Source organism: Pedobacter sp. NEAU-ZC8, from assembly GCF_059278965.1.
This window is the reverse complement of the sequence record NZ_JCAJXC010000007.1, coordinates 80,676-105,919: the sequence shown is the minus strand read 5'-3', so window position 1 is coordinate 105,919 and position 25,244 is coordinate 80,676. Positions and strand designations below refer to the sequence as shown.

22 protein-coding genes are annotated in these 25,244 nt (G+C 43.4%); 4 read left to right on the top strand and 18 right to left on the bottom strand.

The genetic code is table 11. The annotated features are described in order from the left end of the window. Positions 1–19: 19 nt before the first annotated feature. From AC5WJX_RS07620 to AC5WJX_RS07560, 13 genes are all read right to left on the bottom strand, one after another. Positions 20–598 carry a cytochrome c oxidase subunit 3 gene (locus AC5WJX_RS07620; RefSeq protein WP_494484044.1) on the bottom strand — a complete coding sequence of 193 codons (579 nt, stop codon included), beginning with the start codon at positions 596–598 and terminating at the stop codon, positions 20–22. A 3-nt stretch (positions 599–601) separates the two neighbouring features. Continuing rightward, complete coding sequence (gene cyoE / locus AC5WJX_RS07615) at positions 602–1,504, bottom strand: heme o synthase (protein WP_440428298.1); 903 nt, start codon at positions 1,502–1,504, stop codon at positions 602–604. Positions 1,505–1,515: 11 nt separating this feature from the next. Next, entirely contained in the window at positions 1,516–2,574 is a 1,059-nt protein-coding gene (locus AC5WJX_RS07610; RefSeq protein WP_494484043.1) for a COX15/CtaA family protein, read from the bottom strand. A 90-nt stretch (positions 2,575–2,664) separates the two neighbouring features. Continuing rightward, positions 2,665–4,560: a cytochrome c oxidase subunit I gene (locus tag AC5WJX_RS07605; protein ID WP_494484042.1), complete on the bottom strand. Its 1,896-nt coding sequence runs from the start codon at positions 4,558–4,560 to the stop codon at positions 2,665–2,667. A 19-nt stretch (positions 4,561–4,579) separates the two neighbouring features. Next, a complete protein-coding gene (locus AC5WJX_RS07600) occupies positions 4,580–5,848 on the bottom strand; it encodes a cytochrome c oxidase subunit II (protein ID WP_440428301.1) in 1,269 nt (422 codons plus the stop codon). A 63-nt stretch (positions 5,849–5,911) separates the two neighbouring features. Beyond that, positions 5,912–7,126, bottom strand: coding sequence for a quinol:cytochrome C oxidoreductase (locus AC5WJX_RS07595; protein ID WP_494484041.1), 1,215 nt, complete (start codon positions 7,124–7,126; stop codon positions 5,912–5,914). A 22-nt stretch (positions 7,127–7,148) separates the two neighbouring features. Beyond that, entirely contained in the window at positions 7,149–7,730 is a 582-nt protein-coding gene (locus AC5WJX_RS07590; protein WP_440428303.1) for a c-type cytochrome, read from the bottom strand. Further along, a complete protein-coding gene (locus AC5WJX_RS07585; protein WP_440428304.1) occupies positions 7,723–8,259 on the bottom strand; it encodes a DUF3341 domain-containing protein in 537 nt (178 codons plus the stop codon). The genes AC5WJX_RS07590 and AC5WJX_RS07585 overlap by 8 nt, the downstream gene beginning before the upstream one ends. A 2-nt stretch (positions 8,260–8,261) precedes the next feature. After that, the gene (gene nrfD, locus AC5WJX_RS07580) at positions 8,262–9,734 is read right to left on the bottom strand and encodes an NrfD/PsrC family molybdoenzyme membrane anchor subunit (RefSeq protein WP_440428305.1); all 1,473 of its coding nucleotides are present in this window, start codon (positions 9,732–9,734) and stop codon (positions 8,262–8,264) included. A 23-nt stretch (positions 9,735–9,757) separates the two neighbouring features. After that, positions 9,758–12,787: a TAT-variant-translocated molybdopterin oxidoreductase gene (locus tag AC5WJX_RS07575; RefSeq protein WP_494484040.1), complete on the bottom strand. Its 3,030-nt coding sequence runs from the start codon at positions 12,785–12,787 to the stop codon at positions 9,758–9,760. A 44-nt stretch (positions 12,788–12,831) separates the two neighbouring features. Further along, on the bottom strand, positions 12,832–14,124 hold the full coding sequence (locus AC5WJX_RS07570; RefSeq protein ID WP_494484039.1) for a c-type cytochrome: 1,293 nt from the start codon (positions 14,122–14,124) through the stop codon (positions 12,832–12,834). A 253-nt stretch (positions 14,125–14,377) separates the two neighbouring features. Then, positions 14,378–15,358: a deoxyhypusine synthase family protein gene (locus AC5WJX_RS07565; protein ID WP_440428308.1), complete on the bottom strand. Its 981-nt coding sequence runs from the start codon at positions 15,356–15,358 to the stop codon at positions 14,378–14,380. Positions 15,359–15,445: 87 nt separating this feature from the next. Continuing rightward, positions 15,446–16,228: an O-methyltransferase gene (locus AC5WJX_RS07560; RefSeq protein WP_494484038.1), complete on the bottom strand. Its 783-nt coding sequence runs from the start codon at positions 16,226–16,228 to the stop codon at positions 15,446–15,448. Positions 16,229–16,266: 38 nt separating this feature from the next. Between AC5WJX_RS07560 and AC5WJX_RS07555 the strand changes: the two genes are divergently transcribed. Then, positions 16,267–17,136 carry a transglutaminase-like domain-containing protein gene (locus AC5WJX_RS07555; protein WP_440428310.1) on the top strand — a complete coding sequence of 290 codons (870 nt, stop codon included), beginning with the start codon at positions 16,267–16,269 and terminating at the stop codon, positions 17,134–17,136. A gap of 50 nt (positions 17,137–17,186) precedes the next feature. On the opposite strand, the gene AC5WJX_RS07550 is transcribed toward AC5WJX_RS07555, so the two are convergent. The 5 genes from AC5WJX_RS07550 to AC5WJX_RS07530 form a co-directional block, all read right to left on the bottom strand. Then, positions 17,187–17,648, bottom strand: a complete 462-nt coding sequence (locus AC5WJX_RS07550; RefSeq protein WP_440428311.1) for a (2Fe-2S)-binding protein — start codon at positions 17,646–17,648, stop codon at positions 17,187–17,189. Between the two features lie 29 nt (positions 17,649–17,677). Beyond that, on the bottom strand, positions 17,678–19,927 hold the full coding sequence (locus AC5WJX_RS07545; protein ID WP_494484037.1) for a xanthine dehydrogenase family protein molybdopterin-binding subunit: 2,250 nt from the start codon (positions 19,925–19,927) through the stop codon (positions 17,678–17,680). A 29-nt stretch (positions 19,928–19,956) separates the two neighbouring features. Then, a complete protein-coding gene (locus AC5WJX_RS07540) occupies positions 19,957–20,604 on the bottom strand; it encodes a hypothetical protein (protein WP_494484036.1) in 648 nt (215 codons plus the stop codon). A 72-nt stretch (positions 20,605–20,676) separates the two neighbouring features. After that, positions 20,677–21,147, bottom strand: coding sequence for a nuclear transport factor 2 family protein (locus tag AC5WJX_RS07535; RefSeq protein WP_494484035.1), 471 nt, complete (start codon positions 21,145–21,147; stop codon positions 20,677–20,679). Positions 21,148–21,177: 30 nt separating this feature from the next. Further along, on the bottom strand, positions 21,178–22,074 hold the full coding sequence (locus tag AC5WJX_RS07530) for a helix-turn-helix domain-containing protein (protein WP_494484034.1): 897 nt from the start codon (positions 22,072–22,074) through the stop codon (positions 21,178–21,180). Between the two features lie 163 nt (positions 22,075–22,237). On the opposite strand from AC5WJX_RS07530, the gene AC5WJX_RS07525 reads away from it, so the two are divergent. From AC5WJX_RS07525 to AC5WJX_RS07515, 3 genes are read left to right on the top strand one after another with little or no spacing between them, the layout of a single operon-like run. Further along, entirely contained in the window at positions 22,238–23,089 is an 852-nt protein-coding gene (locus AC5WJX_RS07525) for an aldo/keto reductase (RefSeq protein WP_440428317.1), read from the top strand. Between the two features lie 18 nt (positions 23,090–23,107). Continuing rightward, positions 23,108–24,091, top strand: coding sequence for an aldo/keto reductase (locus AC5WJX_RS07520; RefSeq protein WP_494484033.1), 984 nt, complete (start codon positions 23,108–23,110; stop codon positions 24,089–24,091). A gap of 23 nt (positions 24,092–24,114) precedes the next feature. Further along, on the top strand, positions 24,115–25,203 hold the full coding sequence (locus tag AC5WJX_RS07515) for an alpha/beta hydrolase (protein WP_494484032.1): 1,089 nt from the start codon (positions 24,115–24,117) through the stop codon (positions 25,201–25,203). The last annotated feature ends 41 nt before the right edge of the window (positions 25,204–25,244 follow it).

Here is a 25,244-nt window from a genome sequence, read left to right as displayed (position 1 = left end):
TAATAGTTTGTTAAAAAGTCTAACTGTTCAAAAGTAAAAAAACATACAGATATATCCATAATATATCTATAAAATGCCAGAATATGGAAGAAACCTCCATTCTGAACTGTAAACGCTCTGTAGAAATTTTCCCGTAAGCGCCCAGAAGTGTACTCAAAATCAATAACAAGCCTGCGAAAATATGCAGCAAGTGAATTCCTGATACAATATAAATCAGGGAAATTGCAGCGTTATTATTCACCAGAAATGCACCGCTCTGATATAGACTTACCCAAGCTTCCACCTGCAGATAGCCAAAAACTATCCCAAGTAACAGCGTTGCCCAAAGGAATGTTTTCTGCGAACTCACCTGACCGTTCCTGAATGCGCGTGCCGCTAAGAAAAGACAGATGCTGCTGACTAAAAGTACTGCGGTGCTGTAAAGAAACATGTCTGGCAACACCAAACCATGACCCTTTGACTTAGAAGCCGCAAATACAATGTAATAACTCGTCCAGCCTGCAAACATGATGGTAGACGAAACGACGAATAACCAGATTATAAACTTCTTAGCTTTATAATTGGAATTCGCCTCTTGATGATTAAGTGATTGTACCATGTATTATTTTATTATAAAATCAAACAAAAGTGCCAGCTGTGCCACCGGCAAATAGATAAACGAAGCAAACATGACCTTTCTTGCACTCTCCAGGTCCTGTTTTAAAAACAGCTTTAGCGCAGTGTACATAAACCATACTCCAATGGCAACCGAAATAATCGCCACATAAATGCCGCCAAAACCGTAGAAGGTTGGCATCAGGCTCACTGGAATTAGAATGATCGTACTGAGCAGCGTGATGAAAGCACTGATCTTGTCGCGTTTTGTTGTTGGAAGTAAACGGAAACCTGCTTTCTTGTAGTCGTCGTCCAATACCCATGCAATGGCCCAAAAATGCGGGAACTGCCATACGAACTGTACCAGGAATAAAATAACCGCAACCTGATAGTCTATAGGCAGGAAGTTCGTTGCATGACCCAGTGCGGCAAGGTAGCCGATCAACGGTGGTAATGCGCCGGGAATGGCACCAATAAAAACAGCGATGGGCGACTTCCGCTTCATCGGCGTATAAGCAAATGCATAAAGCAGGATGGAAAATACAGAAAGTAGTCCTGTCTCCAGGTTTAATTTACCTAGAAGCCAAGTGCCGAACATCCCCATGAGTAAGCCAGAAACCAGGCCCTGCCCTGTAGTCATCCGGCCTGCAGGCATCGGACGGTCTTTGGTACGCGTCATCAGCTTATCCAGATCCTTTTCGATGATCTCATTGAAGCAGTTTGCAGCGCCAGTGACGAAAAATCCTCCAACAATCAGGATCAACCAGTTTCCCCAGGCAATACCATCAATCTCGCCCCTTGCAACCTGCATCTTAGAGCCCATCAGAAAAGTGACCGAAGCTGAAAAAACAACAAGGAAAGTCAGTCGAAGCTTAATTAGTTTTGAGAAATCTGCGAAGAATTGTTTCAATGTCTGTAATGTTATTGATTGTAAGTATTAGCCCGGTAAACAAGCAGATACAAGTAGTATTGTAAGGTGAATAATGTAGTTGAAAACAAAATATGCATTGCCTGAGCGAAGGGCGGCAGCGCAAAGTTAGACAATAAAAAGCCAGTTACCATTTGAACAAGCAAAACAATTATAATGGAATTGCTAACTTTTATTGCAGTTTCTTTCCCCCCGAACTTGTCCATCACAAACTTGTAGATCAGTACACAAAGTACAGATACAATAATGCCTAAAGTCCGGTGGTTATCAAAAAGACTTCCAACCTTACTCACCCAAACCGGACGGTTCTGATAACCCAGACTCTTGGAAATAAAATCAATCTGCTCCCTTACCTCCGTACCAAGCACGATCTGGTAAACGTTTACTGCTATGGCTACAAAGATCAAGACTTTCAACCAGCCAACTTTAGAAATAACCACCACAGGCGCTTTAAGTCGCTGATTGGCGTAATCGTAGGTGTACACCAGGATGGCCAGTAGCACAAGTGCCAGCAACATATGGACGGTTACTACCCAGGCAAGAAGGTTTGTGGAAACCACGATAGAGCCCAACCAGGCCTGAAACACAACCACGAACAGGTTGATTATGCTAAGTACGAAAATTCTGGTCGCAGTCTTCCTGTAAATGAAAGAACAAGCAGCAATTGCCAGCAATAATAACCCGGTTATAGCGCCTGTAAGCCTGTTGATGTATTCTGTCCAGGTCTTCGAGGCATTGAATGATTCCGGTTGAACCAGGGTCTTATCCTCGCGAATTTTCTTCGCCAGCTCTACCTTCCCAAGCTTCTCCAGGGAGCGGGCAAAACGTTCGTTCTTCTTTACCCTTTCTTCGATGTAGTGGTGCTCATAGCCCAGCGGCAGCTGGTCAATAGATGTTGGTGGTATATACTGCCCAAAACACTTTGGCCAGTCGGGACAGCCCATTCCGGAGCCGGTACTTCTAACAATTCCTCCTGCGAGAATCAGCAGCAGTGTAAATATAATCGTGAAGCGGTTTAGCCTGACAAATCTTCGTTCAGATTTTGAAATCATGCTTGAAGTGGGGTTAAAAAAATTGAGGTATCTGTATGAGTATAGACTCAAGCAGATACCCCAAAAATATGTTTCAAAGACTATTTGTTGTTAGTCAACTTTTTCGCGCTCGGCTTTCTCTTGCTTAGCCATCCATTCTTCCTGGATACGCTCTGCCTCTGCATTACCGTCGAAATCATGCGGTACGTTAGAGCTCATGGTTTGAGAGAAAGGTACGGTCTGCGGAATGAAATCTTCCTCAGCACCTGGCTTACTATAATCATAAGGCCAACGGTAAACGGTTGGGATCTCTCCTGGCCAGTTACCATGTAAGTGCTCAACTGGGGTGGTCCATTCTAAAGTATTCGCACCCCAAGGGTTTTGTGTAGTACGTTTTCCTTTGAAGATCGAATAGAAGAAGTTGAAAAGGAATGCAACCTGTGCCAATGCAGCAACAATCGCAGCCCAGGTAACCAATACGTTTACGGTAACCCATTTCTGCATAAACTCGAATTCAGTAAATGCATAGTAACGACGTGGAACACCATCAAGTCCTAAGAAGTGTAATGGGAAGAATACCAGGTAAGCACAAGCAAATGTAATCCAGAAGTGAAGGAACGCCAATTTAGGATTCATCAATCTTCCGAACATTTTAGGGAACCAGTGGTAAACACCTGCAAGCATACCAAAGATCGCAGCCGAACCCATTACCAGGTGGAAGTGAGCAACTACGAAGTAAGTATTGTGAAGGTTAATATCCAAAGACGCGTTTCCTAAGAAGATACCAGTTAAACCACCAGAGATAAAGAAAGAAACCATACCGATTGCGAACAACATCGCAGGCGTAAAACGGATGTTACCTCTCCATAGCGTCGCCAGGTAGTTAAAGGTCTTAATCGCAGATGGTACCGCAATAATCAAGGTTGTGATCATAAACACACCACCAAGTAGCGGGTTCATACCGGTTACGAACATGTGGTGACCCCAAACGATGAACGATAACACCATGATACCGATCAAAGAGTAAACCATCGCATGGTAACCAAAAATTGGTTTTCTGGAGTTTACAGCGATAACCTCAGAAGAGATACCCAAAGCAGGCATAATTACGATGTATACCTCCGGGTGACCAAGGAACCAGAATAAGTGCTGCCAAAGGATCGGAGAACCACCTTCGTTAGGTAGTACCTGAGAACCAATAACAATATCAGAAAGGTAGAAACTTGTACCGAAGCTTCTGTCGAAAATCAATAATACAACACCAGCTACCAATACCGGGAAAGACAAGATACCCAAAACCGCGGTTAAGAATAAAGCCCAGATGGTTAATGGCATTTTCCAAAGGTCCATACCTTTAGTACGCATGTTTAAGATCGTACTTACGTAGTTGATACCACCAATAAGCTGGGATGCAACGAACATAACCATACTGATCAACCACATGGTCATACCAGTACCCGATCCAGAGATGGTTTTAGGCAAAGCAGACAGTGGCGGATAGATCGTCCATCCAGCACTCGCAGGACCAGTTTGTACAAAGAATGAACCCATCATGACCAAACAAGCACCTAAGAACAACCAGTAAGATAACATGTTCATCAATGGCGATGCCATATCACGTGCACCAAGTTGTAAGGGGATCAGTAAGTTACTGAAGGTACCAGATAAACCGGCGGTTAATACAAAGAATACCATGATGGTACCGTGTATGGTAACCAGGGCGAGATAAAACTCGGGCTTAATTCGACCACCCTCAGCCCATTTACCTAAGAAAGTCTCCAACAAAGGAAAACTTTGATCAGGCCATGCTAACTGCAGACGGAAAAGAATGGACAGGATCATCGCAATTACAGCCATGATGATACCAGTGATCAAAAACTGCTTGGCGATCATCTTGTGATCCTGACTAAAAACATACTTTGTTAAGAATGTTTCTTTGTGATGTTCATGCCCGTGAGCATCATGACCATCATGTTTATGCGTATCGTGTAAAGTTATCGTTGACATAATATTACTATCCAGTATGTTAATTTAATTTGGCCAAATCAGTTTTTCTAACAGCACCACTGTCAGTTCCAAGAGAATCCGGACCCGGACCAGGAGTCGGTGCCGGAGCTGGTGCAGGAGTCGCAGGCTCAGCAATCACAGGCAAGTTAAATTGCTTTCTTAAGTCATTGTTAATGTAAGTAGGCTGTTGCGTAATCCACTCATCATATTCTTCCTGACTAACAACCCTAACGGTACGTTGCATGTTGTAGTGTCCTGAACCGCAAATTTGCGAACAAAGCAATACATATTTGAATGCAGGATCATTGGTTTTAGCCTGCATGTCTGTAGTCGTAATGGTTGGTGTGAACTCAAAGTAAGTCATCATACCCGGGTTCGCTAGAATCTGAACACGGAAGTGTGGCATATAAAAACCGTGGATAACATCCTTAGAGTTGATTGCGAAACGAACTGGTTTGTTCACCGGAATTACAATCTCTTCAGCATTCTGGTCATCAAGGTTGTTTTTGTCCTTGAAGTCGATACCTAAAGTATTCAGACCAGTAACCATTTTGTAGTTCTTCACACCTACAACACCGTCAGCTCCCGGATATCTTACGTACCAGGCAAACTGTTGTGCAGTAACTTCAATGTTTAATGGCTTGTTGTTTGGATCCACAACCTTGTAGAAGATCGTTCTCCAGGTGATGAAACCCATTACAACCAACACCGATAATACTAAAGCTGGAATAATGGTCCAGATTTTCTCGATGGTATTGTTATGCGGGTAAAAGTATGCCCTTCTGTTTGCGTTGTATTTGTAAAAGAAAGAAAAAAGAAACAGTAGAATGTGGGTACCGATGAACACGATGGTGGTGATGATCAAAGTGATGTTGAACATCTTGTCGATCTCCGCACCATCTACGGAAGCAGCTTCCGGCAGGATCATCTTGCCGTGAACGGTGTATTCCCAGTATACGCCATATAGACCTACAATCAGGAACAAAAGGAATAATACCGCATTGACACTATCCCAGTTAATACCCTCAGGTTTATCTTGTGCAGTACGGGTCAATTCATAAACCCGGAGTGCCTTTCCAACTATAGCTACAAATAAGCATAGCAACAAGAATAGCAGGACATAGAATAACGTAGATTTATAAATAGGCCCCATGTCCACAGTTTTGGCCGTAGTTGCAGCAGCAGCGGCGGCTTCCTGTGCAAATACACTGGTGGTATTTACAAATGCAGTTAACATAACCGCCAGACCCGCAAATGTCTTTTTACTTATTAAATTTTTTAGACTCATTTTCTTAAAAGTAGTATGTTGTACTTCAAGTACTATAATATATTTATTCTTAAAATGAACACCTTACAAATGATGATTCAAACTCTCCTCTAAGAACGGGTGGTTCTTAGCGACTAACGGCTGCTTGCTTAAAGCACTTAATACTGCAAAGGTAAACAATCCAATAAAACCAGCTGCTATACCTACTTCAATAAATCCAAAACCATTGTGGCTTTCCACAGAACCAGGCATAATCATTTGATATAAATCTACCCAGTGTCCACAAATAATAAGGATGGATACGGTTAGAAGTACATTTTCACTACGCTTATTGTCTCTGTCCATTAACAAGAACACCGGTACAAGGAAGTTTAATAGTAAGTTCAGGTAGAACCAAAACTTATAGTATTCAAGACGTTTGTAGAAGTAAACGGTCTCTTCCGGCATGTTCGCATAGTAGATCAGTAAGAACTGACAGAACCAGGTGTAAGTCCAGAAGATCGAGAAGCCAAAGATAAACTGTCCCAGGTTATGCAGGTGACTGTTGTTCACCCATGGCATGTAGCCTGATTTCTTCAGCAGAATTAAAACTACGGCGATGATTGCTAAGCAGGAAACCCACATCGAAGCGAAGTTATACCAACCGAACATGGTAGAGAACCAGTGTGCCTCAATAGACATGATGGTGTCAAAAGCAAAGATTGGTGTCGTGAAACCATAAAGTGCAAGGAAAACTACTGCGGACTTAAAGTTCTTGTTGTAGTAGTTCAAGCCACCCTCTAAATCCTCATTCACAGAGTTCTTAGCAAACATTACGGCAAAGAAGCTGTAAATGGCTAGGAAAACAATTTCACGGGCCATGAAGAACGGTATGTTCAAGAAGTCTGATTTACCAGCAATAAGTTTATCATAATGCTCAGAGCTTGGATCGGTAAGTCCTGGTGCATTCCAGTGGTGGTACAAGTTATGGGTGTATAGACCAGCACCAATGATCAGTACCAATACCACAGCAGCCAAAGGCAATGTTCTTGCCATTGCTTGCGGTACACGAAGAATCGAAGCCGACCATCCAGCCTGTGCAACGTATTGCAAGGCCAGGAAAAAAGCCCCCGACATGCAAACGAATGCAAAGTAGTAGCCCATTAATAACAGGTTTGCAAATGTCCTTTCATGAAGTTCATGATCGGAAAGACCATATCCAATTGCAGCCAATCCGATAACGATACCAATAATGCTTAACATTTTTGGTTTGCCCGTAAATTCGAACTGCTCAGTAAAATTATAATTATGAGTTCCCATTTATCTCTTGCTTTTCTATTATTTATTTTTGTTGTAATCTCTGAACCCACATCACCACTCTCCAACGCTCTTCAGGAGTTAATTGCGAGGCATGTGAACCCATGTTATTTAAACCATACATAATGGTATGGTAGATTTTACCTGCACTAAGGTCTTTCATCAGTCCACCTCTTGAAGATGCAGCATCACCGTGGTATGAAGGTACACCACTGTACTTTTCGATCTTCACCAGGTGACCTTTTCCATCACCTTCCTCACCATGGCAAGGGCCACAAAATACAGTGTAGTATTTTTTACCGGACAACAGGTTTTGGTCATTCGCTTCCAATGGATTAACAAGCTCGCGACCGGCAGCTTCATAACCTTCTTTGGTATTTGCGTATTCGTAACGTACAAAACCAATTGGCTCGGTGTTAGGTGGCGGCGTTTGTGCTGTCATGCCGTTTGCAAAGTTCTTGTTCGGCTTATCATAGTCAGGTGCCAGCGGATCATACATGTTTCTCGCAAACTCCAGGCCGGTGCTCCGCTTGTTATCACATGAAGAAAGTGATGCAACAAAAGCTAAGGCAAAAAACGCGGCGTAAACTATCTTATTTTTATTCATAGCTAACATACTTTCTTTCGTTATATTTTATCTCTAAAGCGCCTGCTTCTTTTAATAAATTATCTATTTTACTGTGTTCCGGATTCTGTGCAGCATCAATCGCAATGATAAATCTATCGTCCGTTGCTCTTAGGTCCATCACTCTAGGTGCTCTTCCCGGGAACATGTGTGAGGATGCATAGTAGGATCCAACCAAACCAAACGCACAAAACAGAATGGTTAACTCGAAAGTAATTGGAATAAAATCCGGCAATGCAAAGTGTGGCTTACCACCGATATTAATAGGCCAGTCAACTGCTGCAGCGTAATACACGAAAGACAGCATGGTGATGGTTCCGGTAATTCCGAAGAAGAATGCGGCGATATCCAGTCTTGATCTTTTCACACCAAGTTTGGCTTCAATACCGTGGATCGGCATAGGCGTATACACATCATGTATCTTTATGTTGTTCTCCTGCAACTTATCAATGCCATGCATCATTTCGTCAGGATCACCAAAACTGCCTAATATATATTTGATATTACCCATTGTTATAATTTTGCGTATTGTTCTTGATTAACACTATCAAACTTCTCTAAAGAGTCTACGTATTCTGCTACGTATTCCTTGCTAACATGACCTTCTTTGATCTGTTCCATTTTAGACTGCTCACTTGCTGTTTTCAGCAGTAATTTCACCTCTGCCATCGCAATTGAAGGCATAACCCTTAAGAACAACAGGAATAAGGTAAAGAATAAACCAATCGATCCAACGAATACCGCCACGTCAACCCATGTTGGGTAGAACATCGCCCAGCTAGACGGAAGGTAGTCACGGTGTAATGAAATCACGATGATCACAAAACGCTCGAACCACATACCGATGTTAACGATGATTGATAGTACCCATGACAATGGAATGTTTGTTCTAACCTTTTTGAACCACATTAACTGGGTCATCAGGATGTTACAGCCATACATCATACAAGCAGCCCACCAGTAAGGACCGGTAAACCTGGTCATAAAAGTATATTGTTCGTATTCTACTTGTGAGTAGTAAGCGATAAAGAACTCTGTTAAGTAAGCCACACCTACGATTGATCCGGTAACAAGGATAATCTTGTTCATCGACTCAATGTGGAACATGGTAATGTAGTTTTCTAAGCCCAATACTTTACGGGTGATCAACAATAGCGTTTGTACCATCGCAAATCCCGAGAAGATCGCACCCGCAACGAAGTATGGCGGGAAGATCGTGGTGTGCCATCCTGGAATCACGGATGTTGCAAAGTCCATGGATACAATCGTGTGTACAGAAAGTACAAGTGGCGTTGCAATACCTGCAAGGATCAGAGACACCGCCTCAAAACGCTGCCAAGTTTTTACGTTACCAGTCCATCCAAAAGAAAGGATAGAGTAGATTCTGCGTCTTACACCTACCGCACGGTCACGGATGGTTGCAATATCCGGAAGTAAACCAGTGTACCAGAATAATAATGATACAGAGAAGTAAGTCGAGATCGCGAACATATCCCATACCAGTGGTGAGTTAAAGTTAACCCATAGTGAACCGAACTGGTTTGGCAATGGAAGTACCCAGTATGCTAACCATGGTCTACCCATGTGTGACACAACGTAGGTTGCCGCACAGATAACCGCGAAGATCGTCATCGCCTCTGCCGAACGGTTAATGGAGTTCCTCCAGTTCTGGCGGAAAAGTAATAGTACCGCTGAGATCAGTGTACCGGCGTGACCAATACCAACCCACCAAACGAATCCGGTGATGTCCCATGCCCATCCTACTGTTTTGTTCAGACCCCAGGATCCGATACCATTCCAGAAGGTGTAACTTACAGCAAACACCCATAATAACGCGCCTAATGCTGAAATGATAAATCCTATCCACCATGCCTTGTTCGGCTTGTTCTCTACCGGTGTTAAAATATCGTCTGTGATCTTAGCAAACGTGATATCATTACCGGTGATTAATGGCTCTCTTAATATTGATTCCTTATGTCCTGACATAATTTATTTTCTTTAATATCAGCTTACGCTTGTATTGTTGTACCTGTATTTCTAATTTTTGTCATGTATCCTACTCCAGGCTGCGTGTTAATCTCTTCAAGCACATAGTAAACACGCTCACTGCGTAATGCTTTTGAAACTTCAGATTCTGGATCGTTGCCATCACCGAAAATGATCGCGTTTGCCGGACAAGCTTGCTGACATGCCATTTTGATGTCGCCATCTCTTAAAGCACGTTTCTCCAACTTCGCTTCTAATCTTCCGGTTTGGATTCTTTGAATACACATCGAACATTTCTCCATAACCCCTCTTGAACGAGCAGTTACATCTGGATTCAGAACCAACTGTGTAAACTCATTGTTCAGATAATTATCGAAACGTGAATCATTCCAGTAGTTAAACCAGTTGAAACGACGTACTTTATACGGACAGTTGTTCGCACAGTAACGGGTACCAACGCAACGGTTGTAAGCCATGTGGTTTAAACCATCTGAAGAGTGTACGGTAGCAAGTACCGGACAAACTGTCTCACATGGTGCGTGCTCACAGTGCTGACATAACATCACCTGGTGAACTACAGAAACATTGTCCAGGTTGTCAAGTTCCTCTACTTCATGTTCCTCAGTTACTTTTCTGTCACCATCATTTACCGTATAGTAACGGTCAATCCGGATCCAGTGCATCTCTCTGCGTTTTCTAACCTCATCACGACCAACAACAGGAATGTTGTTTTCTACGTTACAAGCAACGATACATGAACCGCAACCGGTACAAGCATTTAAGTCGATCGCCATAACCCAGTTGTGTCCAGGTCTTTCAAACGTATCCCACATATCGTAGGTCTTATGCTTCTCACCGTGGTTACCAGATCCTGCAGCAGGATTCTTAACGAATTCCTGGAAGGTTGCTTCACGGATGATGTTACGTCCCTCGAAAGAGTGGTGGGTTTGCGTTTGAGCAAGCTCATGTCTGCTACCAGTCTTCTCGGTGGTCACGTTTGCCGCATACTGACGGGTACCATTGTTGAACGAAAGGAAAGGATAAGCATTCTGACCCACCGCATTACCAGCAGCACCTGCTTTAGACCTACCGTAACCTAATGCGATAGAAGCAGTACCGATAGCCTGACCAGGCTGGATCAAAACAGGAAGCTCTACAGTATAACCGTTTGCAGCTTTAACAGAAACAACGTCAAATTCGTTGTAACCTAATTTCTCTGCAAACTTAGGTGCCATTGCAATGTAGTTATCCCAGGTTACTTTGGTAACTGAATCTGGTAACTCCTGCAGGTAGGCGTTATTAGCAAAACGACCATCACCAATTGCATTGTTCTCATAGATATGCAACTCGATGTCTTTTGCAAGTGCTTTGCTTGTATTTAAAACAGATGGTACTACAGAAGCAAGCGACATGTTGAAGGTGTATGTACCAGCTGGCTTTGGAACCGCTGCATACACTACGCCAGACTGTAACACATCGTTCCAGCTCTTACCAAATAAAGGCAGTACATTTTTCTCCCAGTTGTTACGAACATACTGGTAGTATTCTACAACAGGATTGTTAGACCAGATCAATAAGCTCTGCTCTGCCTGTCTTGAATTGAAGATCGGGTTAATGGTAGGCTGAACGATGGTATAGTATCCGTCGTAAACGCTTGCATCACCCCATGACTCCAGGTAGTTTTGATTGATTGCAATAACATCACAGAAAGCAGCAGTCTCATCAGCTCTGTCAGCGAAAGAAACTTTCAATGGAACTTTCTTCATGCCGTCAGCAAATGCCTTAGCATTGAAAGAATCGTAAGCAGGATTTGCGTTCAATACGAACACCGCACCAACTTCTCCTCTGTTTACTTCGTTAACGAATTCTGCATAAGCAGCATCGTTACCTGCATAGCGTCTGCAAGGTGTATCTAAATCGATGGTTGTACCATAACTTCCAATAGCGGAGTTGATAGCATTAACCAGAATTTGTGTTGAAACATCATTAGAACCACAAACAACCAGACCGCGGCCTTTCATTTGTGCAAGCTCCTTACCAGCTAACTTAATTGCTTTCTCCGCAGCAGTATTGTTTGGCAATACACCACCAGCAAGGTTATTTCCGGTAATCGCATTATATAAGGTAATCAAAGCAGGACCTTCTTCCGACAATTTAATTGGAAGACGTGTATCCGCGTTGGTACCAGTTAGGCTCATGCCAGCCTCAAACTGAATGTGGCGCGACATTTTACCTTTTGATAAGCTGGTGTTGTTCCTGTTGGATACATACTGTGAAGTAAATTCTTCACCGCTGATCCAGGTACCAAGGAAATCGGCACCGAAACTTACGATCAGATCCGCTTTATCAAAGTTATATTTTGGAAGAACAGCTTTACCAAAGCTATTCTCATTTGCCTTAATGATACCAGTATAAGAAACCGGATCATATTGGATGTGTGCAGTGTTCGGGTAGGTTTTGATGAAATCCGCGATCACCGCAAGTGTTGACGGGCTGTTTACGCTCGAAGAAACAATACGGATCTTTTTACCAGATGCCTGAACTTTTGAAAGTTCCGCCTTAACATAAGCATCAACTTTAGACCAGGTAGTTTCCTGGTTCTTCAGTACTGGTGCTTTTAATTTAGAGATGTCGTACAGATCCAACACAGATGCCTGCGCTTGTGGGTTGGTACCCTGGCTGTAAACACCAGCATTTGGATTTGGTTCAATCTTAATCGGACGACCTTCTCTGGTTTTCACCAATACACTCTGTCCGTTAAAACTAGATACATAATAGTTAGGTATTCCAGGAATTACATCTTCCGGCTTTACTAGGTACGGAATAGACTTGTGAATAGGCGCAGGCTGACAAGCAGCAAGCGTTACTGCACCAAGACCGAAACCAAGCGCCTTTAAAAAGTCGCGGCGCGGAGTTACCGTACTTAATCCTGCTTCATTTAAAACATCTTCTATTGGAAGGGGCTCAGCAAATTCGTTTTTGTTGCTTTCAACAAATTCGGGAGTGCTTTTAAACTCCTCTAAGCCTTTCCAGTATTTTTTATTGCTTTCCATTTAAGCTATATTACTGTTAATCGAACGTTCTTAACTAAACTCTATTAATAATGACATTTACCACACTCCAGACCACCAAGTGATGCTGGGGTAATTTTCTCGCCTTTTTTGATTTTCTCATGTGCTTCTATAATCTTAGTATAGTAGCCATTGTCCTTAACGTCCAGCTCGGCTTCCCTGTGGCAGTTAATACACCATTTCATCGTCAAAGGTGAATATTGATAAATTTCTTCCATGGTATCAACCGGACCGTGGCATGCAAAACATACTGGCTCATTTGGTTGTAAACCTTTTTCTTTACGGATCGCCTGCTCACCTACTACAACGTGTTGTGAGTGGTTGAAGTAAGCGAAATCTGGAAGATTGTGAACACGAACCCACTCAACCGGCTTCTCTTTAGATTTATCGTACGACATTTTATCTGCATCGTAACCTAGAGCATTATAGATCTTCTGAATTTCCGGAGAAATGTTTCCATCGTTGTTGTCTCTGCCCTGAACCGCTTTGTGACAGTTCATACATACGTTCAATGATGGAATGGTTGCATTCTTAGACTTGAATGCACCAGAGTGACAGTATTGACAGTCAATCTGGTTAACACCTGCGTGTAACTCGTGAGAGAACTTGATCGGCTGAACCGGTTGGTAACCCGTGTGAACACCTGTATTCCACATACCCATCCATCCGAATGTACTTAGCGTAGCTACTATACACAGGATAAAGAAGAAGATAAACTTCTTGTTTTTAAACAACTGACCGATACCTTGTAATAAAGGCACCTTTTCAGCTTCTACAATGACAACACCTTGTTTCTGTAGAATCAGGCGCTCAAGCATCTTGATTGCGCGGGCTAATACCACCAACACAACAATAGAGATCAAGATCACTGCGATCACCCCTGCAATAGAGAAGCTAGACACTTCCTGTTGTGCAGCAGCACCAGCAGCCTCACCCTCTTTCTTAGGCTCACCTGCTTTTACATAAGCAAGAATACTTTTAATCTGAACTTCAGTTAAAGTCGGGAATGCAGTCATCTCCGCATTTGGATTCCATTTCGAAGCTTCAACAGCTTCTTTATCTCCAGATGCAATTAATGCAGGCGCGTTGTTGATCCATTTGATTAAAAATGCTTCATCTTTTGAACCTACGATCGGCTGTAATGCAGGACCAACTAAATCACGATCTAAAGCGTGACATGAAGTACAACGCTCCTTAAAGATTGTCCTTCCCTCTGTAACATCTTGTGCTTTTGAACCAGAAACTATTAAAACAGATAGAGCCGTAAACATGAATGCGGACTTCCAAACTCTTCTAATGATCAATGAGATATTCCTCATAATGAGTATTTTAATGCTTTTAATTAAAACTGTATGATTGATCTTGATATTTAAACGAATGCCTAACTATCAAAACGTGAACAAAAGTAAAGTTTATTAGTATACCAATGACAAATTAATGACAGCATTTTCAATTTATAATCATTCTAAACTAGGCCATAAAATGCCTTTAAAGCACGAAAATCAGCAATTTTTTGTACTTGCTGATTTTCGCAACGCCTGAAAACCAGACGCTAGATTTTGATATTTTAAATTACTTTTTTAGTATCCATGCGAATATTAAAGGCACTACAATTGTCGCATCAGACTCCACAATAAACTTAGGTGTATTGATATCTAATTTACCCCAAGTGATCTTTTCATTCGGTACAGCACCGGAGTAAGAACCGTAAGATGTAGTCGAATCTGAGATCTGGCAGAAGTAACTCCAGAATGGAATATTCGGCATCTCCATATCCTGATATAACATTGGAACAACGCAGATCGGGAAATCGCCAGCGATACCGCCACCAACCTGGAAGAAGCCAATGCCCTTACCAGCACTGTTGTTGATATACCAGTCTGCAAGCCATCCCATATACTCGATACCGCTTTTCATGGTGCTGGCTTTTAACTCCCCTTTCATCACGTACGACGCGAAGATATTACCCATAGTAGAGTCTTCCCAGCCCGGTACTACGATCGGAAGGTTTTTCTCGGCAGCTGCAAGCATCCATGAATTTTTTGGATCAATTTCATAGTATTGTTCCAAATCACCACTCAACAGCATCTTGTACATAAATTCATGTGGAAAATAGCGCTCACCTGCATTGTCAGCATCTTTCCATATCTTATGTATGTGTTTCTGTAACCTACGGAAAGCTTCTTCTTCCGGAATACAGGTATCGGTAACACGGTTGTAATGGTTCTCTAAAAGATCCCATTCGTCCTGTGGACTAAGGTCTCTATAGTTTGGAACTCTTTTATAGTGTGAATGTGCAACAAGGTTCATGATGTCCTCTTCCAGGTTTGCACCTGTACAGGAAATAATGGCTACTTTATCCTGACGGATCATTTCAGCTAGTGAAATACCCAACTCAGCAGTACTCATTGCACCCGCTAGGGTGATCATCATTTTTCCACCTTCCTCTAAGTGCTGCTCATATCCTTTAGCAGCGTCCATCAAAGCGGCAGCATTAAAATGAAGATAATTGGTTTCTAAAAATTGTGATATAGGTCCTCTAGTTGTACTCATTCTTGGTCTTTTTATTAAAGTGCAAAAATAGACAAATATTTTTTAATAGTTAAGCCGGGCATATACCTGCTTTTCAATAATTTATACTTAGACTTTTAATTTGAAATCCTGACGAGCCTGCCCTTTCTTGAAAAACACCAGTCCAATCCAGAATAAGTCGACTGTAACTGTCACCTGCGGATGTGCCTTAATCTCTGCCCAGGCTTCTTTCATACCTGCACTCCAGTAAATGTCGTCGAAGATCAACATGGAGTTTTCGTGAACCTTGGGTAAACACCATTTGAAGTAATTCAAAGTTGCATCCTTGCGGTGGTTCCCATCAATATAAACAAAATCCAGCTCTTGCTGGGCATCCAGAATACCTGGAAGGATATGATCGAAGTTGCCAACCTCCAGTCTGATGTTTTTCAGCTGCAGTTCCTCGAAGTTCTTTCCAGCTACCGCAGCGGTTTGTGGGCAGCCTTCAATCGTAATCACTTTTGCCTTGGGAGCAGCTTTAGATAAATAGGAAGTCGTAATGCCAAGACAGGTGCCTAACTCAATGATCAGCTTGGGCTTGTTGAATTTTGCAAGTCTGAAAATGAGCTGTGCCAGCGCCGGACTCTTGAGGGCATTCTTCGCGATTTGTTTAACTTTTTTGGTCCGATCCTTGTTCAAATGAGATCCGGCACCAAGGTCTGTTACCTGAACCATGGAATCATCTTTCAATAGTCGTTTACGCTGTGCCTCGATGATATGATAATCTTCATACCGACGTTTATCATAAATAACTTCATCAGCAAGTTTATAAACAAATGGAGAATGTGTACCATGCCTGCTTTTGGCGCTGAGGCGGTGTAACAGATAGTCCTTAAAAAAAGTAAAAGCCATGGCCGCAAAAGTAGGGCAAACAATTCAAATAGCATACTATGAATAACAGTACAGAAATTTACGCCTTAGTGAAACTGCTTGACGATCCCGATCCTGAAATATTTGAACATGTAGAAAAACGCTTGGTAGAACATGGAAATGAAGTGATCGAGTACCTGGAGAATGTCTGGGAAACCGCACCGGATGCCACCCTGCAGCAGCGCATTGAAAATGTGGTGCATCAAATCCAGTTCAATACCGTTAGAGAAGATCTAAATCTCTGGTACCAGAGCGGCGCCTTCGACCTGCTTAAAGGTGCGCTCATTGTAAACCGCTACCAGTTTCCGGATCTGGATGAACAGAAAATAATCAATCAGATCGAGGAAATTAAAAGGGAGATCTGGCTGAACCTCCAATATGAAATGAGTTCTATTGAAAAGGTTAAACTCATCAACCACATATTCTATAATGTATATGGTTTCCGCGGAAACACCACGAATCATACTGATCCACAAAATTCCTACCTGAACCAGGTGCTGGAGAGTAAGAAAGGTAACCAGATCTCACTGGCACTGATTTACTCCACACTTGCCCAGAAACTGGACATACCTATATATGGTGTAAATCTGCCGCAGCATTTTATTCTAGGGTATCTGGATGAAAGCAAACGTGAGGAGCATGATTTTGGCGTATTGTTCTACATCAATGCTTTCAATAAAGGTGCAATATTTGGAAAACATGATGTTGACCAATTCCTTCGCCAGCTTCAGCTCGAGCCCCTGCCGGGTTTTTATGCACCTTGCAGCAACGTGGAAATTATCAGAAGAATCATCAGGAACCTGATCTCCTCTTATGAGAATCTGGGCGCTACAGAGAAAGTTGCCGAGTTGAAGGAACTACAGAACATCTTAAACAATACAGACCTGTAATTTTCATCATCTAATGCCCTGGTCAGATAGTAACATCAAATAAGCTGGTATTATTTGGAGCTGCTCGCTTTAGCAGCTAACTGAATAGCTTCTCTAATGCGCAGATAAGTTCCGCAACGACAAATGTTCCCGGCCATAGCATCGTTGATGTCTTGTTCTGAGGGGTTCTTGTTTTCCCTAAGCAGCACCGCGGCCGACATGATCTGTCCAGCCTGACAGTACCCGCATTGTGAGACATCCAATTCCAGCCAGGCCTTCTGCAGTGGGTGGTCGTTGGCTTCTGATAAACCTTCTATCGTTACGACTTTCTTGCCCTCAGCGCGGCTGGCTTTTGTAACGCATGAGCGAACAGCCTCACCATCCAGATGCACCACGCAGGCGCCACATTGGGCAACCCCACATCCGTATTTTGTGCCAACAAGACCAAGGTGATCCCGCAATACCCATAACAAAGGGGTATTTGGATCCAGGGCTAACTTGTAAGTTTTTTTATTGATATTTAAAGTGATCATGGTTGAAATGACAGTTGAAAATTGCTGAACTAAACGTTGATTTTAGATAAACCAAAGGGCTGCTGATAGTGGCGTTTGCCGGACGCCTTATAAAGTGCATTCGCTACGGCTCCAAACACCGGAGGAAAAGGTGGTTCACCAAGCCCAGTAGGATCTATATCATTTTGCACAAAGGAAACATCAATTGATTTCGGCACCTCATGCATTCTGATCAGGCGGTAACTGTGAAAGTTTTGTTCCTGAACCACACCTTCCTTATGTGTCAATCCACCATAAAGGCTGTTACCAATGCCATCTACCACTGCACCTTGAACCATGTTTATCGCCGCATCCGGATTAATTACAATGCCACAGTCCACCGCGCTGAAAACCCGCTCCACATAGGGATGGCCATCCTTTAACACCAGATCCACGACGTGTGCCGCATAGGAATTATGACAAAAGTAAGCGGCAACCCCACGACTATATGGTTTATCAGCTCGATTATCCCATCCGGATTTCTCCCGTACCAACTTCAGCACCCCGGCATACCGGTCTGCATCATATTCATTGTTCTTGCCTACCGGATTTTCTTTTGCTCTTTTTAACAGCTCCAACCTTAAATCGATCGGATCCTTACCCATTGCCTCTGCAAGCTCATCCAGAAAGCATTGTTCAGCCGCCGCGTTGAAATTAGATCTTGGCGCCCGGAATGCACCTATGGTAATGTTGGACGGTATTTCCCAGCTTTCTGCAAGGTAATTGTCGACCGCACCAGCAGGGAAGCGGTTAGCGTGAATGGCATGTTCAGGAATCCCACCACCTTTGACATGGAAAGCGATTAGATTCTTATTGGCGTCTAAGGCGGCCCGGTAAGTAGCAGTATACATCGGCCGGTAAATACCATATGTAGTATCATCCTCACGGCTGTAAATTAACTTTACCGGCGCTTTTGCTTTTCTGGAGATCAGCGCAGCTTCCACTAGGTAGTGTCCATAGGCCCTGCGGCCAAACCCTCCCCCCATTCTGGTCATCTGGATCTCGATTTTCTCGGGAGGAAGATTTAAAACTTTGGCCAGTGTAGGTTCGGTCCATCCCGGCGCTTGTAAAGGACCTACGAGCAGTGCCTTGTCCTCCGTCACATGGGCGAAGAAATTCATGGGCTCCATACAATTGTGCGCCAGGAACGGTGCATCATAAGTCCGCTCGATGATCTCTGCTGCATTCTTAAATGCTGTTTCCGGATCACCGTCTCTTCTCAACTGCCTAGCGGGCCGCTTTGCATATTCCCGCATTTTCTGCAGCTGCGTCGTTGTATGCTCAAGTTCTCCTGGAACAATAACCTCTCTTTTCCCGTCCCGGCCTGCCATGGTATTTTTAACATCTCCGACAGGCATCCATTCAACGACCAGTTTTTTACGGGCGTTCATAACCTCCCAGGTGGTTTTACCCACAACTACGATCAGGTCATTAAAGGTTCGCACATCGAAGCCACCCTGTTCAAAACCCTCTTCGTATACCTTTATGGTAAATACATCTTTTATGCCCGGCATTTTAAGTGCAGCTGTCGCATCATAGGATTTATGCGTCAGGCCAAATGCTGGCGGATGATGTATCATGGCAATCAGCATACCTTCATGCTGATAATCTAAGCCAAAAAGCGGCTTACCGCTGATGAGTTTTGTTCCTTCTACATTTTTCTGAGACTTCCTGACAACATTAAAATCTTTTACCTCTTTTAGCTTAACACCCTTAGGAGCCGGAATTTCAGAAGCTTTGGCTGCGAAATCTCCGTAGGTAGCTTGCTTACCGCTCTTATCATGATAAAGCATTCCGCTCTTTGTCGTAACTTCTTCTACTGGTACTTTCCAGGCTTCTGCCGCAGCAAGCATGAGCATTTGACGTGCTGCTGCCCCCGCTTCCCTAAGCGGCTTCCAGTACATCCGCATGGAATTACTGCCGCCAGTAAACTGCGGACCCAATTTGACATTGTCATGCGGGCCCATCTCCACAACTACTTTCTTCCAGTCCAGGTCCAGCTCTTCAGCTACAATCATGGGGAGTGAAGTCATCACATTTTGTCCGAACTCTGGATTTGGACAGAGGATCGTGACTACGTTCTTAGGACTGATCTTAACGTAACCGTTGATTTCAGTCCATTGTTCCGCAACTTGCCCGGCTTCATGATGTGGAAGTGCGAATTTGGCAAGGCCGCTGAAATGGATCAATAGCCCGCCGCCTGCTAAGAGTGACGTTTTCAAAAATGTACGCCTGCTATTATTTGTTTTAAGGTTTTCCATTTAGAATGTCTTAACGATGCTTTAAATGATTATTTCTCCTGCGGCGCAAATGCACCAGTGCTTAGCCAGGTGGTCCAGGCCTTCTTAAATTCAGCGTGGCTCAAGGGCGGAAGAGTACGGCCCTCGCCCATGTTCCAGCCCGCCAGTACCAGGTCGTCATCAGCATGCTCAATGAGTTTTTTAATGTCCTTATGCCCATTCTGCTCGGGATCGACCAACTGTTTAGCAAGCTCATAAGGTGATCTGCCTTCAAAAACCATTTTCATATCTGCCGGTGGTAAATGCCAATCCGGATTTCCAGGAGGCGTATGCAGGCCAGGCGTGTTGGTTGGCTGATGACAGTTCATGCACTTCATCGCATACACACCTTTCCCATCAGCCCCCCTTTTCGGCAGCATCGCATGAAGGTGACTGTCATCACCCTGCAACGGTACGTCACCCGCAGGATGGCAATTCATGCAACGTGGACTCATCAGTACAGCATAGACCTTTTCAAAGGCCTTAACTGAAGCAACACTGTCTTTTACCACCACAGGCTTGCCTTGCAGAACCTGTTTTTTGTTCCCAATTGCTGATCCAAAGGCCATAAAGCCCACGATTAGCAATAGCACGGCCATGACCAGAATTGACCTTAATGTGCCTTTATGCTTGCGTTTGTTAAGTTGTTTTGCAATCATACTTTTATTATTGTTGTTCAATATACATAATATCCCATGTTTGCACTTGCAGCCTACTTACCCGCTTGCAGCTTAACCGGTCTGGCGAGCCTCGAAAACGTGAGCGAACCCATTTTCCATTTTCCATTTTCCATTTTCCTGAATGTACACCTCTGTAACCATGAAAGGATTGATGACCTCATTGCCACCCACGACGGCGATCAGATCTATGTCGTTCAAAAGGATCGCGGTATTACCAATCATCTTAACCGAAGCAGTATAGAGCTCAGCTTTTTTGTAATGAATATTTCCTGACTTAATGACATCCAGCTCTCTTTCGGTTCCCCAGCTGCCACCCATATGTACAAACATGGCCTTGGAATGGAACAATAAACCTAGCGAATCCACATTCTTGTCAGCCATCCATTGCCATTTCTTTTTTGAAAGATCCAGCAGTACTTGTTCCGTCCTGGTTGGAGCGGCTTGATTGCCCGCAGGCGCCTGTGCGCTAGAGGTATAAACACCGCCAATGAGAATCAACAGTGTAAAAAAAACATTTTTCATAAGATTATATTGGTTAATGAAGGTTGCTTGTTAATTGAGAATCCGGTATTCATTCGGTGTGTGCCCTACTCGTTTTTTAAAAAGCCGGATGAAATGCTGCGGATATCTAAACCCAAGTTCATAAGCAATCTCACTTACCGAGCGGTCACGTTCAAAAATCTTATCCTTGGCAACATCAATAATTTTTTCCTGTATAAATTCCTGCGCGGTTTTTCCCGTTTCCTTTTTAATAAGGTCTCCAAAATAGTTGGCTGAAAAATGAAGCTGCTCTGCACAATACGCTACAGACGGCAGTCCAATGGAATAAGGTTTTTCTGATTTAAAGTATCCGTTTAACAATTCCTCAAAATTTTCAAGAACACCTTTGTTGGCTGTTTCTCTTGTAATAAACTGACGATCATAAAATCGATCGCAGTAGTTAAGCAACAACTCAACTGTAGAAGCAACTAGCTTTTTACTGTGTTTATCTATCGACTGCTCAAGTTCGCTTTTAACTTTCTGGAATAAATCTAGTATCAACTGCCGCTCCTTAGAGGAAAGGTGCAAAGCCTCATTGGTGTGGTAACTGAAGAAATGGTAATCGCCAAGCGCTTTCGTCAGTGAAGTTCCCCGGATCAGATCTGGATGGAATACCAGACCATGGCCCATAGGCTGGTATACGTCTACTTTATTCTCAACATCTATCGTTTGTCCAGGTGAAACAAAAACCAATGTGCCTTCCTGATAGTCGTAATTGTGACGACCATACTTTAAGTCACCACATTTTACATCCTTTAAGAAGATACAATAGAGATCGAAGTTCATCTTAGAACCAGTTCTTTTATTAGCCTTTGAAAAGTCAATAACACTCACCAGTGGGTGCAGTGTTTCATGGTTGTTAAAGCTATTATATTCACTGATTGTCTTAAAGTTATATTCTTTTTCCATGACTGATTTGTCTGTCTATACAAACATAGAAAATTCAACGAGGTTGTTACTAGAGCAGAATTGCGATCAGTAAAAATGGTAGTAAAAGCAGGAATTTATATACCATTCCCGCTCATTACCAAGGGGATATTTGTAGAAGGTAATTAATTAAACCGGATGAGGAATGGAATCAGTTAAATTAAACAACGGCATTGAGATGCCCATTTTGGGTTTTGGAGTCTTCCAGGTCACAGATCTCGCGGAGTGTGAGCGCAGTGTATTGCAGGCTATTGGAAGCGGATACCGCCTTATTGATACGGCTGCTTCCTATACAAATGAAGTGGCGGTGGGAAGGGCAATAAAGCAAAGTGGGGTGCCAAGATCGGAACTCTTTATCACCACTAAACTTTGGATACAAGCTGACGGATATAATGGGACCATGAAAGCCTTTGAAAACGCTCTGAAGAAGCTGCAGCTTGACTATATGGATCTTTACCTGATCCATCAGCCTTTTGGTGATGTTTATGGAGAATGGCGGGCAATGGAAGATTTATATAAAGCAGGAAAGATCAGAGCTATAGGCGTAAGTAATTTCCATCCGGATCGGCTGATCGACCTGATGCTGCACAACGAGGTCGTACCTGCAGTTAACCAGATTGAAACCCATCCCTTTCATCAACAGATTTCTGCCCAGCAGTTCTTGCAAGAACATAATGTTCAAATAGAATCCTGGGGACCGTTCGCGGAAGGTAAGAATAACATCTTCCATAATGAAGTACTTGGAGCTATCGCAGCCAAGCATCATAAAACGATTGCTCAGGTGGTGCTCCGCTGGCTCACCCAGCGCGGCGTGGTTGCCATTCCCAAATCTGTTCGAAAAGAAAGAATGGAAGAGAACTTTAACATCTTTGATTTCCAGCTCAGTAACGAGGAAATGGAAACCATTAAAGCCTTAGATACCAATACCAGCAGCTTTTTTGACCACCGCGATCCTGCAATGGTAAAGTGGTTGGGCGAAAGAAAACTGGATCAATAAACATTTAGAAACAAAAAAATGGAAAAAAGAATATTAGGTAAAACTGGGCTGGAAGTATCCGCACTTGGACTGGGCTGCATGGGCATGAGTTTCGGGTACGGACCGGCAGCAGATAAAAAAACAGCTATCGATTTAATTAGAACAGCCTTTGAGCGCGGCGTCACTTTCTTCGATACAGCCGAGGTTTATGGCCCTTATACTAATGAGGAGTTGCTGGGCGAGGCACTTTACCCATTTCGCAATGAGGTCATAATAGCGACCAAGTTTGGCTTCAAAAACGCAAAGACCAGTGAAGGACTTGACAGCCGCCCGCAAACCATCAGGGCAGTTGCTGAAGCTTCACTTAAAAGGTTGCGAACTGATCGCATTGACCTGTTCTACCAACACCGGGTGGATCCCAATGTGCCAATAGAAGATGTCGCTGGGACGGTTAAAGATCTAATCCAGGAAGGCAAGGTACAGCATTTTGGACTTTCCGAGGCAGGCGTTCAGTCCATCCGAAAAGCACATGCTGTACAACCGGTTACGGCTTTGCAAAGTGAATACTCGCTTTGGTGGCGTGAACCTGAAAGGGAAATATTACCTCTTCTAGAAGAACTTGAAATCGGCTTTGTGCCATTCAGCCCGCTTGGTAAGGGCTTTCTCACCGGCAAAATCGATGAAAACACCAAATTCCACGAGCATGATTTTCGAAATACGGTACCACGATTTGCGGAAGAGAACCGGAAAGCTAACCAGGTGCTGGTGGACCTGCTAAATACAATCGCTGAAAAGCACGAGGCGACGAATGCCCAGATAGCGCTTGCCTGGCTGTTGGCGCGAAAACCATATATTGTTCCCATACCAGGAACCACTAAATTACATCGCCTGGAAGAAAATATCGCTGCTGCCCATGTTCAACTATCGACACAGGATCTAAATGAAATTGAAGCCGCCGTATCTCAGATTGAAATACAAGGCCATCGATATTCGCAGCAAAATCAAAAGATGATTGGCAAATAACGCTATGACTGATGAAGAAAATTATGGAAAGAAGAAAAGCTATTTTAGCGCTAAGCATCGTTTTATCACTTTCTTCAGCATGCAAGGTTTTCAAACCCCATGCTGAAGAAAGTGCCTTGATAATCAAGACGCAGGGCAGCTTTGCTATTGGTGGAACTCAGAAAAAAGAACCTGGAAAGTTCAACCTGAATGATGCCCTTAAACCTGCTGGACAAACCTATCATGGTGATCATGCTTATGTCTTTTACCAAATACCGGTTCGTCCAAAAAAGTATCCAATGATCTTTTTACATGGCGCCGGACAGTCCAGGAAAACCTGGGAAACTACACCGGATGGTCGCGATGGTTTCCAGAATATTTTTCTAAGAAAAGGTTTTGGCGTTTACCTGCTTGATCAACCACGACGTGGTGCTGCAGGACGGAGTATGATTGCAGCAAACCTGGCGCCGGTTGCAGATGAACAATTTTGGTTTACCCAATTTAGAATAGGTAACTACCCGGAATATTTCCCCGGCGTGCAATTTCCTGAAGACACTGCGGCATTAGAACAGTTCTACAGGCAAATGACCCCAAATACCGGTCCGTTCGATGCCAATGTGATTTCGGATGCGATCTCGAACCTGCTTGAAAAAATTGGAGGGGGTATTTTAGTAACACATTCCCAGGGAGGCGGTCCGGGCTGGAGCACAGCAATTAAAAACGACAAGGTAAAAGCTATTGTCGCCTATGAGCCCTACAGTGGCTTTGTCTTCCCTAAAGGTGAACTCCCCAAACCCATAAAATCAAGTGGATTGTTTGGAGCCCTGAATGGCACTGAAATCCCCTTGTCTGATTTTATGAAGTTGACGAAATTGCCCATTGTCATTTACTACGGCGATAACATTGCAAAAGAACCAACCACAGTATGGAACAAAGATCACTGGCGGTCAGGACTTGAAATGGCAAAAATCTGGGCGGCAACCATCATTCAACATGGAGGTGATGCAAAAGTAGAGCACTTGCCTGAGGCTGGAATCAATGGTAACACCCACTTTCCATTTTCAGATCTGAATAATGTCCAGATCGCTGATTTGCTGTCGGGCTGGTTAGAAGAAAAAGGCCTTGATCAGTAACATTGGTTACCATCTCCGTAATCTATCTACAGTAAACGCCT

Excerpts from the sequence above, each read along its gene's own strand:
- AC5WJX_RS07545 (WP_494484037.1), bottom strand. The coding sequence starts at position 19,927 with ATGGAAAACCTTAAAACAAATAATAGCAGGCGTACATTTTTGAAAACG.
- AC5WJX_RS07530 (WP_494484034.1), bottom strand. The coding sequence starts at position 22,074 with ATGGAAAAAGAATATAACTTTAAGACAATCAGTGAATATAATAGCTTT.
- AC5WJX_RS07560 (WP_494484038.1), bottom strand. The coding sequence starts at position 16,228 with ATGGCTTTTACTTTTTTTAAGGACTATCTGTTACACCGCCTCAGCGCC.
- AC5WJX_RS07610 (WP_494484043.1), bottom strand. The coding sequence starts at position 2,574 with ATGATTTCAAAATCTGAACGAAGATTTGTCAGGCTAAACCGCTTCACG.
- AC5WJX_RS07520 (WP_494484033.1), top strand. The coding sequence starts at position 23,108 with ATGGAAAAAAGAATATTAGGTAAAACTGGGCTGGAAGTATCCGCACTT.
- AC5WJX_RS07570 (WP_494484039.1), bottom strand. The coding sequence starts at position 14,124 with ATGAGGAATATCTCATTGATCATTAGAAGAGTTTGGAAGTCCGCATTC.
- AC5WJX_RS07595 (WP_494484041.1), bottom strand. The coding sequence starts at position 7,126 with ATGGGAACTCATAATTATAATTTTACTGAGCAGTTCGAATTTACGGGC.
- AC5WJX_RS07605 (WP_494484042.1), bottom strand. The coding sequence starts at position 4,560 with ATGTCAACGATAACTTTACACGATACGCATAAACATGATGGTCATGAT.
- AC5WJX_RS07585 (WP_440428304.1), bottom strand. The coding sequence starts at position 8,259 with ATGGGTAATATCAAATATATATTAGGCAGTTTTGGTGATCCTGACGAA.
- AC5WJX_RS07535 (WP_494484035.1), bottom strand. The coding sequence starts at position 21,147 with ATGAAAAATGTTTTTTTTACACTGTTGATTCTCATTGGCGGTGTTTAT.
- AC5WJX_RS07550 (WP_440428311.1), bottom strand. The coding sequence starts at position 17,648 with ATGATCACTTTAAATATCAATAAAAAAACTTACAAGTTAGCCCTGGAT.
- AC5WJX_RS07600 (WP_440428301.1), bottom strand. The coding sequence starts at position 5,848 with ATGAGTCTAAAAAATTTAATAAGTAAAAAGACATTTGCGGGTCTGGCG.
- nrfD (WP_440428305.1), bottom strand. The coding sequence starts at position 9,734 with ATGTCAGGACATAAGGAATCAATATTAAGAGAGCCATTAATCACCGGT.
- AC5WJX_RS07575 (WP_494484040.1), bottom strand. The coding sequence starts at position 12,787 with ATGGAAAGCAATAAAAAATACTGGAAAGGCTTAGAGGAGTTTAAAAGC.
- AC5WJX_RS07555 (WP_440428310.1), top strand. The coding sequence starts at position 16,267 with ATGAATAACAGTACAGAAATTTACGCCTTAGTGAAACTGCTTGACGAT.
- AC5WJX_RS07590 (WP_440428303.1), bottom strand. The coding sequence starts at position 7,730 with ATGAATAAAAATAAGATAGTTTACGCCGCGTTTTTTGCCTTAGCTTTT.
- AC5WJX_RS07565 (WP_440428308.1), bottom strand. The coding sequence starts at position 15,358 with ATGAGTACAACTAGAGGACCTATATCACAATTTTTAGAAACCAATTAT.
- AC5WJX_RS07515 (WP_494484032.1), top strand. The coding sequence starts at position 24,115 with ATGGAAAGAAGAAAAGCTATTTTAGCGCTAAGCATCGTTTTATCACTT.
- AC5WJX_RS07540 (WP_494484036.1), bottom strand. The coding sequence starts at position 20,604 with ATGATTGCAAAACAACTTAACAAACGCAAGCATAAAGGCACATTAAGG.
- AC5WJX_RS07525 (WP_440428317.1), top strand. The coding sequence starts at position 22,238 with ATGGAATCAGTTAAATTAAACAACGGCATTGAGATGCCCATTTTGGGT.
- AC5WJX_RS07620 (WP_494484044.1), bottom strand. The coding sequence starts at position 598 with ATGGTACAATCACTTAATCATCAAGAGGCGAATTCCAATTATAAAGCT.